The 13,151-nt window shown below is 67.8% G+C and carries 8 protein-coding genes; 3 read left to right on the forward strand and 5 right to left on the reverse strand.

Features of this window, described 5'->3' with window-relative positions:
* Window positions 1-2: 2 nt before the first annotated feature.
* From IP69_RS10400 to IP69_RS10420, 5 genes are all read right to left on the reverse strand, one after another.
* On the reverse strand, window positions 3-1,151 hold the full coding sequence (locus tag IP69_RS10400; protein WP_248306791.1) for an efflux RND transporter periplasmic adaptor subunit: 1,149 nt from the start codon (window positions 1,149-1,151) through the stop codon (window positions 3-5).
* Entirely contained in the window at window positions 1,148-4,240 is a 3,093-nt protein-coding gene (locus tag IP69_RS10405) for an efflux RND transporter permease subunit (protein ID WP_054142753.1), read from the reverse strand. Before IP69_RS10405 ends, IP69_RS10400 begins: the two co-directional genes overlap by 4 nt.
* The gene (locus IP69_RS10410) at window positions 4,237-5,409 is read right to left on the reverse strand and encodes an efflux RND transporter periplasmic adaptor subunit (protein WP_082359210.1); all 1,173 of its coding nucleotides are present in this window, start codon (window positions 5,407-5,409) and stop codon (window positions 4,237-4,239) included. Before IP69_RS10410 ends, IP69_RS10405 begins: the two co-directional genes overlap by 4 nt.
* A gap of 141 nt (window positions 5,410-5,550) precedes the next feature.
* Window positions 5,551-6,606, reverse strand: coding sequence for a helix-turn-helix domain-containing protein (locus tag IP69_RS10415; RefSeq protein WP_197279793.1), 1,056 nt, complete (start codon window positions 6,604-6,606; stop codon window positions 5,551-5,553).
* Window positions 6,607-6,757: 151 nt separating this feature from the next.
* Complete coding sequence (locus IP69_RS10420) at window positions 6,758-7,906, reverse strand: alpha/beta hydrolase (RefSeq protein ID WP_248306792.1); 1,149 nt, start codon at window positions 7,904-7,906, stop codon at window positions 6,758-6,760.
* Window positions 7,907-8,391: 485 nt separating this feature from the next.
* Here IP69_RS10420 and IP69_RS10425 point away from each other — a divergent pair, with 485 nt between their 5' ends.
* The 3 genes from IP69_RS10425 (at window position 8,392) to IP69_RS10435 (ending at window position 13,109) form a co-directional block, all read left to right on the forward strand.
* Window positions 8,392-9,942 (forward strand): AbgT family transporter, encoded by a 1,551-nt coding sequence (locus IP69_RS10425; protein ID WP_054142755.1) that lies wholly within the window; start codon window positions 8,392-8,394, stop codon window positions 9,940-9,942.
* Window positions 9,943-10,005: 63 nt separating this feature from the next.
* Window positions 10,006-11,217, forward strand: coding sequence for a M20/M25/M40 family metallo-hydrolase (locus IP69_RS10430; protein ID WP_054142756.1), 1,212 nt, complete (start codon window positions 10,006-10,008; stop codon window positions 11,215-11,217).
* 53 nt (window positions 11,218-11,270) lie between these two features.
* On the forward strand, window positions 11,271-13,109 hold the full coding sequence (locus IP69_RS10435) for an SLC13 family permease (protein ID WP_054142757.1): 1,839 nt from the start codon (window positions 11,271-11,273) through the stop codon (window positions 13,107-13,109).
* Window positions 13,110-13,151: the final 42 nt, after the last annotated feature.

Consider the following 13,151-nt stretch of genomic DNA (forward strand, 5'->3'; position numbering starts at 1 on the left):
GCTCAGCCCGGCGCCCGGGCGGCAGTGTTCGCCGCGCTGGCACCGGGAGCCAAAGGCGCGACGCGCTGGCCGGGATGGAGCGCCTGGACGCCGCCGGCGACGATCGTCTCGCCGGGAACGAGGCCCTGCGACACGACGACATGGTCCGGGTCGAAGCGCAGGATGTCGATCGGGCGCAGGCTCACGGTCGATGTCGCGGGATCGACGATCCAGACCGCCGGCGCGGTGCCGGACTGGGTCAGGGCCTTGGCGGGGATCGACATGATCGCGGCCGAGGTCGTCTCGACCGAACCCACCACCGTCGAGCCCAGCCGCATCGCCTCAGGCGGGTCCTGCAGCCCGACCCTGACCTGGAAGGTCCGAGTCACCGGATCGGCCTGGGGCGCGATCTCGCGAATGCGGCCGATCGCGCTGATCCCCGGCGCCTCCGCCAGCCTGACGGTGACGAGAGGATCGCCAGTTTTGGCCTCCAAAAGCCGCGCTGGGACGTTGAAGACGGCGTCGCGTCCATCCTCGCGGGCGATCTGGACGATCGCCTGCCCGGGCTGGACAACCTCGCCGGGCTCGGCGCTGCGCGCGGTCACCACGCCGGCGACGTCGGCGCGCAGATCGGTGAACCCGAGCCTGTCCTGCGCCAGTTCGAGCTGTGCCTCTGCGGTCTCCAGCGCCGCCTGCGCGGTTTCCTGTGCCTTCTGGGCGGCGTCGAAGCGCGGGCGGGTGGTGAAGCCCTGGCCCATCAGCCGCTCCTGCCGCTCGAAGGTGTTGCGCGCGGTCGCGACTTCGCCCCGCGCCGCCTCCAGCGCGGCCCTGGCTGCCGTGACGGCGTTCGTCTCGATCGTCCGGTCCAGCTTGGCGACGATCTGGCCCGGCGTGATGCGGTCGCCGACATTGACGGGCCGCTCTGTGATCCGCCCCGCGATCCGGAAGGCAAGCGACACCGTTTTCTCGGCCTGGATCTCGCCGCTGAGTTCGACGCCGGCCGCGAGCTTGCTGGCCTCGACCATGACGACCTGGACGGGACGGCCGGCACTCGGGACCGCTTTTTCGGCATTGTCGCAGGCCGCGAGCGCGAGAAGGAGCGCGACGCTGCAAAGGCGGGGCGCGGATCGACCGTGATGACGGGTGACCATCGTGCTGAACCGGCGGCTCATCGTGCAGGCACTCCTGCCGTGACTGAATCGGGGCCTTTCGCCTTGGCTTCCGCGGCAGGCGAGGCGCCGCCAAAGACGGTGACATAAAGCACCGGCAGCAGGATCAGCGTCAGCACGGTGGCGACGAGAAGCCCGCCCATGATCGCGAAGGCCATCGGCCCCCAGAACACGGTCGGCGCGATGGGGATCATGCCGAGCACGGTCGAAATCGCCGTGAGCATGATCGGCCGGAAGCGCGTCGAGGCGGCGTCGAGCGCGGCCTGCGTGATGCTTTTGCCGTCGGCCCGCTCCGCCTCGATCTGGCCGATCAGGATCACCGCATTCTTGGTGATGATGCCGATCAGCGCGAGCACGCCGAGCAAGGCGACGAAGCCCAGCGGCTTGCCCGAAATCAGGAGGGCGCCGACGACGCCGATCATACCGAGCGGCGCGATGCTGATCACGATGGCGAAGAGCTTGAAGCTGCGCAGCTCCGCCATCAGCACGGTGAACATGATCAGCAGCATTACCGGCACGACCGCGATCACCGAGGCCTGCGAGGTCGCGCTCTCCTCGACCGTGCCGCCGGTGGCGATGCCATAGGCCGGCGGCAGCGTCTTGCGCAGTTCGTCGATGCCCGGCGCCAGCGCGCTGACCACCGTCTCGGGCAGGACGCCGGGCTTGATGTCGGAGGCGACCGTCAACGTCGGAACCCGGTCGCGACGCCAGATCAGCGGGGCGTCGAGATCGTAGCTGAAGGTGACGAATTGCGAGAGCGGCACCGAGCGGCCGCCGGGCAGCGCCACCTGCATCGTCCGCAGCGTGTCGAGCGAGATGCGGTCGGCGCCTTGGGCGCGCACAACGACATCGACGAGATAGATGTCGTCGCGCAATTGCGTCACCACCGTCCCGGAGACGACCGTATTGACGATGCCCGCCAGCGCCGCCGAACTGAGACCCAGCCGTCGCGCCTCATCCTGATCGACGCGCAGGCGCAGCTCGCGCGCGGGTTCGATCCAGTCGAAATTGACCTGGTCGGTGTGGGGGCTGGCGGCGACGACCTGCGCCAGCTTCATCGCGATGCTGCGGACCTCGGCGATGTCTGGGCCGGTGACGCGATACTGCACCGGCCAGCCGACCGGCGGCCCGAGTTCGAGCGGATAAACCCGCGCGATCAGATTGGGGAATTCGGTGGCGAGCCTGGCCTCGAGCTTCTTTTGCAGCCGGTCGCGGGCGGCGACGTCCTTGGCGACGATCACCGCCTGGTTGAAGAAGTCGTTGGGCAATTGCGCGTTCAGCGGCAGGTAAAAGCGGATCGCGCCGCGCCCGACATAGGTGCTCCAGCGCGCGACGTCGGGATCGTCCTTGAGCGCCGCGTCGAAGCGCTTCACCAGGGCCTCGCTGCCATAGATCGAGGCGTTCTGCGGCAGCTTCATGTCGACGAGCAGCTCGGTCCGGTCCGAGGCCGGGAAGAACTGCCGCGGCACCAAAGGCAAGGCCAGCATCGAGGCCACGAACAGCCCGATGGTGACGGCGATCGTCAGCCAGCGCACCCGGATCGCGCCGGACAGCATGGAGCGGAAGCCTTGTTCGACGCGACCAGGCCCGGCTGTCTTGCCGGTGGATTTGGGCGCCTTGAGCAGCGCCATGCCCAGGACGGGCGCGAAGATCACCGCGACGAACCAGGAGACGACCAGCGCGATGCTGACCACGGCGAAGAGCGAGAAGGTGTATTCACCAGCAGAGCTTGCCGCAAAGCCGATCGGCACGAAGCCCGCGATCGTCACCAGCGTGCCGGCGAACATCGCCACCGCGTATTTCTCGAAGGCGAAGGTCGCGGCCTTCTCCTTCGGGTCGCCGGCCGCCAGCCGCGTCACCATCGCATCGGTCGTCGTCATCGCGTCGTCGACGAGCAAGGCCAGCGCGATGATCAGCGCGCCCAGCGAAATCCGCTGCATGTCGATGTTGATGACGTTCATGATGGCGAAGACGACCGCGAGCGTCAGCGGAATCGACAGCGCCACGACGAGGCCCGGCCGCACGCCCAGGCTGATGAAGCTGATGACGAGGATGATCGCCACCGCCTGCCAGAGCGAGGTCATGAAGTCGTCGATCGCCTCATCGACCGTGACCGACTGGTCGGCCACCAGCCTCGGCTCGATGCCGACCGGCAGATCGGCCGTGATCCCAGCCATCGCCGCCTTGATATTGGCGCCGAGCGCCAGGATGTCGCCGCCCTCGCGCATGGCGATGCCGAGCCCGATCGCCGCCTGGCCGTTGACGCGGAACATCGGCTGCGGCGGATCTGCGAAGCCGCGCTTCACCGTCGCGATGTCGGCCAGCCGCACCATGCGGTCGCCCACCGGGAAATTGACGTTGAGCAGATCGTCTTCCGACTGGAAGGCGCCTGAGACCCGCAGCGAGAACTTCTCGTCCTGCGTCTGCACCACGCCGGCCGGCCGCACCACGTTCTGGGCCTGCAGCGCGCCCAGCAGAGCCGTGCGGTCGATGCCGAGATTGGCGAGTTCGCGCACCGAGAATTCGATGAAGATGCGCTCGTCCTGCGCGCCGATGATCTCGATCTTGGAAACGTCGGGCACCAGTAGGAGCCGCGAGCGGGCGGCCTCGACATGGTCGCGCAGTTCGCGGCCGGTGAACCCATCGGCGGTGAAGCCGTAAATGATGCCGAAGGTGTCGCCGAAGCGGTCGTTGAAGAACGGCCCCAGCGTACCCGCCGGCAGGGTGTGGCGGACATCGGCGACGAGGTTGCGGACCTTGAACCAGGTTTCCTGGACCTCGCTTGCCGGCACCGACTGCTTCAGATTGACGAAGATCGTCGTGCGGCCCGGCGTCGTGAAACTGCGCACGAAATCCAGGCCCGGCGTCTCCTCGATCTGCCGCTCCAGCCGCTCCGTCACCTGCTTGAGCGTGTCCTCCATCGTCGCGCCGGGCCAGGCGGCCACGACCACCATCGACTTGATGACGAAGGCCGGGTCCTCGTTGCGGCCGAGCTTGACGAAGGCGAGCACGCCGGCCGCCACCGCCACGATCATGAGATAGATCACAACCGAGCGGCTCTTCAGCGCCCATTCTGACAGGTTGAAACTCATTGTGTCTCGGCCCCGGACAGGCGCACGCGCTGCCCTTCCTTCAGGAGATTGGCGCCGGCGGTGACGACGATGTCGCCCAGCGCCAGCCCCTTGCCGACAAGCGCGGTGGCGGGATCGCGTGACACCAGATCAAGCTTGCGCAGCGAGACGGTCAGCGCGGTGGGATCGACGACCCAGACGCCGGTCGCCTGTCCTTGCTGCGTCAGCGCCGTGGCCGGGATCGCGATGCCCGACGCCTCGCCGCCGCGGATTGCGCCCGACACCGCGGTACCAAGCCGGAAGGAAGCCGGCGGGTCGGCCAGCCCCACGCGCACCCGGAAGGTCCGCGTCACCGGGTCGGCCTGCGGCGCGACCTCGCGCACATGGCCGCGCACGCTGACGGACGGATCGCTGGCGAGCGAGACGTAGACATTCACGTCGGCGGGGATGGCACGGATCGCATCGGCGGGCACTTCGAACACAGCGTCGCGCCCGTCGCGCCGCGCCAGTTGCACGATCATCCGGCCGGCCGCCACGACCTCGGCCGGCTCGGCGCCGACGCGCGTGACGATGCCCGGCGCATCGGCCTTGAGCGTGGTGAAGGCAACGATGTCCTCGGCGGACCTGACCCGCGCGCGGGCCGCCTCGACCTGGGCGCGCGCCGCGGTGCGGCCCTGCTCGGCGGCCTCGAAATCGGCCTGCGTGGTGACGGCGCGCGCCAGAAGGTGCTCCTGCCGCTGAAACTGATTGTCCGCCTTGCGCAGCGCGCCCTCGGCCGCCGTCAGCGCCGCCCGCGCCGCGCGCAGATCGTTGAGTTCGTTTTCAGGATCGAGCCGCGCGACGACCTGCCCCTCGGTGACGCTGGCGCCGACGCCGACGAGCCGCTCGGCCAGGCGCCCGCCGATGCGGAAGGACAGCGCGGCCTGGTCCTGCGCCTCGATATGGCCGCTGAAGCCGAGATCGCCGATCTGGCGCGGCGCCTCGATCGTCGTCGTGCGAACGGTGCGAATGGACGGAGCGGGCGCGGTTTCGGCCTCGCGCTGGCAGCCGCCGGCTGCGATGACCAGGGCGCCGAGGCACAGGGCAAGGGGCAGGCGCCTGCGCCGGATCCAGACACGCCCGCTCCGTTCGCCCCCGTCAGCGCTGCCGGCGGCGTGTGCCCGCCCGTCTTGCCGCGCAAACTTTCGCATCGATCGTCCACTCGCATCGTGACGGGCAGCGTCAGCAACAGACGAGGCGTCTTCGCCTGATCGCGCTCGACAACCGGCGTCGCGCCCCATGTCCTGGCATTCGGCGGAAAACTAGCAACAGCGACCCTGAGCCGGATCAGCCTAGAATCCCAAATCTGGGCTGTTCATCCCATTCTCCCGCCGGCGCTCGCAGGGGCAGGGACCGCGCGTGGGGTCCTCCGGCGCCAGCGGCGCGCGGCTGCGAAAATCCGTCGGGCTGCAGCCATATTCCCGGCGGAAGGCCCGGCTGAAGGTCGAGTGATCGCGAAAGCCGACCTGGTTGGCGATGGCATGGACCGAGAGCGGCTCGCCTGGAGCGACGAGCGACTGCCTCGCGAGCGACAGCCTTTCGCGGTTGATGAAATGGGCGACTCCTCCATCGCCATCGAGCAGGCGATAGAGTTTCGAGCGCGACATCGCCAGCAGCCGCCCGAGCTGTGGCGGCCCGAAATCGGGCGAGGCCATGTGGCGCTGAACCATCAGGCGCGCGCGCTCGACCGTGCTCGACGCCAGCCCCGGCGAAGCTTGGGCGGCAGCTTCTCCGACCGGCGCGATGCAGGCTTCGATCAGGGCACGCGTTGCGATCGCCAGCTTCTTGGCCTGGTCGGCATGGATATGCGGCGACTGGCTCGCCAACTGATGCATGAAGCCAGCCAGCAGGGCACCGGGCCCGATCCGCGTGTCGAGACGATGCACGGGCGCCGCCGTCGCGTTGAGACCCTCGAGCCACTCCCGGGGCATGCACAGCGCCAACCTCTCTTCGTTGGTCACGAAGCGATGCGCCGATTGTTCGAGCGTCGCCAGCGCCAGGCCGACGCGCGGCGAGACGATCAAAGTCGACCAGTCGTCCGCGCCTCCGCACAGCAGCGCGACGCAAGCCTGGCGCCGGGACCGCGGGGCGCGCAGCAGGCCCGAGACAGGCTGGCCAGCGCGCCGAACGTCGCGGATCAGGGTCAGATCGCCGAAGCGCCATTCGGTCGCGGCGCCCGGCTCGGCGGACATCCAGGGCGTTGGGGGAATGGGCGCCGGCGCGAGCTCTCGCATGAACATGTCGTGCTGCGGCGCGGAATTGTCGTGCAGTGCCGAATCGTCCTGCGGCATCGCGAACGGCGAGACGAAAGTTTCTGCAGCGTAACTGGACTGATCGGTTGCGGACATTGACATGGCCACCTCTGTGAGTGCGGATCGTCGCATGCGATGAGTCTTTTGGGCGTCCCGTATTGACGATATGAAAGATCGTCGGCCTAGCCTTGATGGTCATCAATATCTGAGAAACGGGCTCAAGCCCCGATATAACTCTGCGTCATCCCTAGCGCGTGGTGGCGGCGTCGAAGACGCGGATCGGCGCCGTAATCAGCAGCCCTGCTGCGGAACCGACGGTCTCGAGCGCCGTCGCCGTACCCGACACGTCCGAATCCGTGATGACCTGCCCCTCGATCAGCCGATTGCCGATCAGCTGGACGATCTCGGGGCTGGCGGCATAGGTGTCGTGATTGACGCGGTCGCCGGCCCGGACCGCGCTGATGTCGACCACGGTGATGCCCTTGAGGCCGGCCAGTTGCGACCGGTAGTCCTCCAGCGAGAGATCGATGGCGCCCAGCCGGATCGCGCCGCGCGCCAGGAATTGCGAGAGCTGCAGCGCCCGGTCGTTCTGCGACGCAAAGATCGTGATGCGCGGGCGGCGCGGCCCCATGACCTCGACCTGCCGCCGGAAGACGCCGACATCGAGATCGGGCGAGGCCAGGATCAGATTGTTGATCTTGGCCGGGACGCCGCCATTCTCCAGAGCGACCTGCTTGATGGCCTCGACGGCCACCCAGGCTCCCATCGAATGCGCGAGCACGACCACCTCGCCAACAGCCGGGCTTTTGGCCGCCAGCATCAGCACCTCGGCGAGATCGGAGCGCGAGTACGAGGCGTTGTCGAGATCCAGCCGATAGTCGAGTAATTGCCCGCGCGAAGGCCAGGAAAACAGGATCGGAGCCGCGTTGGCATCGGAATCATGGGTCAGCTGCGCGAAGCGGAACACGGCGCGGTCGAAGGGCGTGTTGAAGCCATGCACGAAGATGAAGGCGCGGCGTTTGCGCCCCCCAGCGGAGGCGAACCAGCGCGGCAGATCCGACTTTCGCAGCGAGGTCGCGGCAGTGACGGTAAAATCCGTCGCCGGGTTGCCCGGTGCCGTGCGCGGCAGCTGGATCGTCCCCGGTTCGCGGCCGCGCGGGATCGAGACGACGATGTTGCTGAAGGACACGCCCCGGCCGCGCGCGCCGTCATACAGCACGCCGGGCTCGTCCGAGACGGCCCGCGTCGTGGCGGTCAGCATGTCGACCTTGTCGGTCCCGGGCACCGGCGCCACGGTCTGGAGCAGGCCCCGGGGCGCGGCTGCACAGCCCGAGAGCAGAAGTCCCATGATGATCGCCAGGCCGGTGCGGGATGCGGTTCCGGTGCCGACCTTCATCGCAGGGCCGGCGCGGTCCGCGGCGAAAGGACCGGTGATCGGCCGGCCTCGGCATGCCGGGAAATCGGACAACGGTCTGTCGAACTGCCGCGCATTGTGACGGGCATCAGGCATCGCTCCGCAGTCGTCGCGACCGTGGAACCCTGCCTCGACCGGCTATCGCCGGTACCGACAAGTCCTCCGCGGCCGCCATGGCCAGATCGGAGCCCCCCTCCGACAGTTGCGTCAGGATAGTGAAGGCCGGGCAATACAGCAAGGTAAGCCCGACCTGCGGATTTGAAGCCGCATGTCGACGTGCTGTCGCCCCACAAAAGTGTCGCATTCTCGCCAAGTTTGGGACAGCCGGCCCAAGCTTTGGGATTCTGTGCCGATGCCCTCCCGGCGCAGCCCACTAAGTTCGGCTCCATGTCTCCGCCCGGCTCACCAATCGGGCGGACGCACCGTCATCGCCGGAGGGCCGCTTCCGGCTAGGGGAGAGAGCCGACATGGCCATGGCGAGCACCGCGCCCAAGACCACGATGCAGCGCTTTCTCGACGGGGTCGAGAAGGTCGGCAACATGGTTCCGCACCCGGTCGTGATCTTCCTGATCCTGATTGGCATCGTGATCGTGCTCTCGGCCATTTTCAGCCTGTTCGGCGCCCAGGTGTCCTACGAGCGCATCAATCCCGAGACGCACCAGATCGAGAAGGCGTCGACGGCGATCCGCAGTTTGCTCAACGCCGAGGGCATCCGGTTCATCTACTCCTCGCTGGTCCCCAACTTCATGGCGTTCACCGCGGTGGGCCTGATGATCGCCGCCATGATCGGCGCCGGCGTCGCGGAAGAATCGGGCCTTGTCACCGCCCTCATCCGCAAGCTGGTGATCATCTCGCCGCCCGCGGCGCTGACCTACATCCTGGCCTTCGTCGCCATCACCGCCAGCATCGCGGCCGACGCGGGCTATCTGGTGCTGATCCCGCTCGCCGGCATCGCCTATCTCGCCGTCGGTCGAAACCCGATGGCGGGCCTTGCGCTCGGCTTCGCGGGCGTGGCCGGCGCGTTCACCGTCAACATGCTCATCAAGCCGCTGGACGCCGTGCTCGTCGAGTTCACCAACGACGCCGCCCGTCTCGTCGACCCGGCCCGCACCATCGGCCTGGCCTCGAACGTCTGGTTCTCGTTCGCGTCGGTCATTGTGCTGACGATGACCATCGCGTTCATCACGGACAAGGTCGTCGGCCCGAGGCTGGGACCCTATGATCGCACCAAGGCAGCAGAAGGGACGACGACCGACCAGGCCGCGCTGTTGTCGGAGGCCGAATCCCGCGGCCTGCGCTTCGCCGGCTTCGGGCTACTCGGGCTGATCGCGGTATTCCTGCTGTTGACCGTTCCCGCCGGTGCGCCTCTGCGCAACCCAACGACCGGCGAACTGATCGGCAATTCGCCGTTCATGAACGGGCTGATCGCCCTGATCATGCTGATCTTCCTGACCAGCGGCTGGTGCTACGGCATCGGGGCCGGGACGGTGCGCACGCTGACGGATGTCATCGCGGCCATCGAGAAATCGATCAAGGGCCTCGGCGGTACGATCTTCCTGTTCTTCATTCTCAGCCAGTTCGTCGCCTATTTCACCTATACGAACATGGGCACGGTGATGGCGCTCAGCCTCGCCGGCGTGCTGCAATCGGCCAATATCGGCGCGCTGCCGCTGCTGCTCGGCTTCATCGTCGTCGTTGCCATCATCGATCTGCTGCTGACCGGGGCCATCGCCAAATGGGCGATCTTCGCGCCCGTCTTCGTGCCGCTGCTGATGAAGCTCGGCGTCGAGCCCGAAGCAGTGCTCTCGGCCTATCGGATCGGCGACAGCCCGATGAACATGATCACGCCGCTCAACGCCTATTTCGCGCTCGTGGTCGGCCTGATGCAGAAATACGACCGCAACGCCGGTGTCGGCACCGTGGTGGCGCTGATGCTGCCCTATCTGGCCGGCATGTTCGCGGTGTGGACCGCGCTCTTCGTGATCTGGAAAACGCTGGGATTGCCCTGGGGCCTGTGAGCCGCCGCGCCCAACCCTGAACAACAAGCCAGGCCCGGTCATCATAACGGGCTCTCAACTGGGATGGATGTCATGAGCAACGCCACTATTCCCCTCGATGTCGAGGCGGCGATCGACCATCTGATGAACTTCCTCTCCGTCGAGGGCGTCACCGGCGAGGAGGCCGCGATCGCGGCTGCCGTCAGCGAAGCACTGATCAAGGTCGGCGTGCCGGCATCCGCGATCCGCTTCGACGACGTCAATACGCGCATTCCGCTGCCGACGCAGACGGGCAACCTGATCGTCGAACTGCCGGGCACCAAGCCGGGCCCGCGCCTGCTGTTCTCGACCCATCTCGACACGGTGCCGCTCTGCGCCGGCGCCAAGCCCAGGCGCGAGGGAAACCGCATCGTCTCCGACGGCACGACGGCGCTGGGCGGCGATGCGCGCACCGGCGTGGCGCTGCTGGTGGTGGTTGCCGAGACCCTGCTCAAGAACAACCTGCCCCATCCGCCGATCACGCTGCTGTTCACGGTGCGCGAGGAGAGCGGTCTCCACGGCGCCCGCGAACTGAACCCGGCCGATCTCAAGAGCCCGGCGATGTGCATCAATGTCGACGGCCAGCTCGCCTCCGAGCTCATCATCGGCGCTGTCGGCCAGGAGAACTGGGAGGTCGAGATCACCGGCCGCGCCTCCCATGCCGGCGTCGCCCCCGACAAGGGCATCTCGGCGACGATGGTCGGCGCGATCGGGCTGGCCGAGGCCAGGGCCGCCGGCTGGTTCGGCAAGGTCGTCAAGGGTGAGGCCTTCGGCAGCAGCAATATCGGCATCTTCGGCGGCCGGGACGGCAAGCCGGCCGGCGACGCCACCAATGTCGTCACCGACTATGCCTTCCTGAAAGGCGAGGCGCGCAGCCCCGAGCTGAGCTTCGCCACCCAGATCGTCGACGGCTTCGAGGCCGCTTTCGCCAAGGCCCAGGCCGCGGTCACCGACCATGAGGGCGACACCGCGCAGGTGGCCTTCAAGCGCGCCGCGGCCTATCCGCCCTTCCGTCTGGACCAGGATTCGCCCGTCGTGAAGCGCGCCACCAAGGCGCTCGGACTGCTCGGCATGGAGCCGACCTACATCTTCTCCAATGGCGGTCTCGATGCGAACTGGCTCGATAAGGCCGGCGTCCCGACCATCACCATCGGCGCCGGCCAGGCCGAGATCCACACCATCAAGGAATTCGTGAAGCTCGACGAATACGAGAAGGGTTGCCGGCTCGGCATCCTGATGGCGACGCTCGAGGACTGAAGGACCGCTCGGGCGTTCGCCCGGTCGATGACGGCCCAACGAGGAGCTGACGCGTGAGCCCCATTGCCTATACCGCCTTGATCATCGCCGCGGCCGTCGTCCTGTTCGTCACGAACAGGGTGCCGGTCGTGCTGGTGGCGATGGGCACGGCGCTCTCCCTTTGGGCGACCGGCGTTTTGACCCTGCCGCAGGCGCTGGGTGGGCTCGGCGACCCGGCGGTGATCTTCATCGCCGCGCTGTTCGTCGTGTCATCGGGCCTCGAGGTTACCGGCGTCACCGCCTGGGCCGGCCAGCTCCTGATCAAGGGCGCTGGAGAAGACAGCCGCACGCGCCTGCTGCTGCTGACCATGGGCCTCGTGGCCCTGCTGACGGCGCTGATCAGCGTCAACGGCGCGGTGGCGGCCCTGCTGCCGGTCGTCGTGGTCATCGCGGTGCGGCTGAAGCGCAACTCCTCGCAGTTGCTGATGCCGCTGGTCTTTGCCGCCCATGCGGGCTCGATGCTGGCCCTGACCGGCACGCCCGTGAACGTGCTCGTCTCGGAAGCGAGCATGGATGCCGGCGTCGGCGGCTTCGGCTTCTTCGAATTCGCCCTGGTCGGCATTCCGCTGCTCGCCGGTTCGATGGCGATCATGATCCTGTTCGGCCAGAAGCTGCTGCCGGAGCGCAACGGCGCGACCATGCCGGCCGATTTTAGCCGCCATGCCAAGACGCTGGTCGAGCAATACGGGCTGGCCAGCGGCATCTACCAGCTGCGCGTGCGCGCGACCTGCCCCTATGTCGGACAACCGGCGGCGGCGATCGATCTGTCCGCCTATCCCGGCCTCCAGCTCGTCGCGATCCAGGAGGGTGAGAGCGCAAGCCCGCTGCGTCGCGACGCCATCGCTGAGGGCGACCATCTCCTCCTGCGCGGCGATGCGGAGGCGGCCGCCAACTTCGCCGCGACGCTGCATCTCGCCTTTCGTGACGAGAGCGCAGCATCGGGCGCAGGCGAGGAGACGCTGTTCAACCGGCGCTCGGGGCTGGCCGAGGTGGTCATCCCGCCGCGTTCAGGCTTGATCGGAGAGAGTGTCTTCCCCGGCATGGTCACGGACAGCGGCGATCTGATCATTCTCGCCGTGCAGCGCTCCGGCAACGAGATCGTGGGCGAGAACGCCACGACGCAGGCCGGCGCCATCGTGCTGGAGGCCGGCGACACCATGTTGCTGCAGGGCACCTGGAAGGCGCTCGACACCCATCTTGATGATCCCGACGTCCTTGTCGTCAGTTCGCCGGAACTGGTCCGGCGCCAGGCCGTGCCGATGGGCCCCGGCGCCCAGCAGGCCGTTATCATCCTGTTCGGCATGGTCCTGCTGCTCGCCACCGGCATCGTGCCGCCGGCGGTGGCGGGCCTGCTCGCGGCGGGCGCGATCATCCTGACCGGCATCATGACCGTCGAGCAGTCCTATCGCGCGATCAGCTGGACCACGGTGATTCTCGTCGGCGCGATGATGCCGCTCTCGACCGCCATGGTCGAAACCGGCGCGGCCAAGCTTCTGGCCGAGCGGCTCGTCGTCATGGTCGGCGATGCGGGGCCGATGGCGCTGCTGGCGGGCCTTTTCGTGCTGACGGCGGTGATGGGGCAGCTCATCAGCAACACCGCGACCGCGCTGATCGTGATCCCGATCGGCGTCGCTGCGGCCGCCAGCATGGGCATCTCGCCCAAGCCCGTGCTCATGAGCACGGCGGTGGCGGCGGCCGGCGCCTTCCTGACCCCGATCGCGACCCCCACCAACCTGATGGTGATGGGCCCGGGCGGCTATGCCTTCAGCGATTACTGGAAGCTCGGCCTGCCCCTGCTGATCTGGTTCTTCATCGTTGCGGTCTTCATCGTGCCGCTGATCTGGCGCTTCTGACAGGCGGGCCATCGACCCGCCGCGTTTTCGGGAAAGGAGACG

The sequence above is a fragment of the Allobosea sp. AAP35 genome (genome assembly GCF_001295925.1).
GTDB lineage: Bacteria > Pseudomonadota > Alphaproteobacteria > Rhizobiales > Beijerinckiaceae > Allobosea.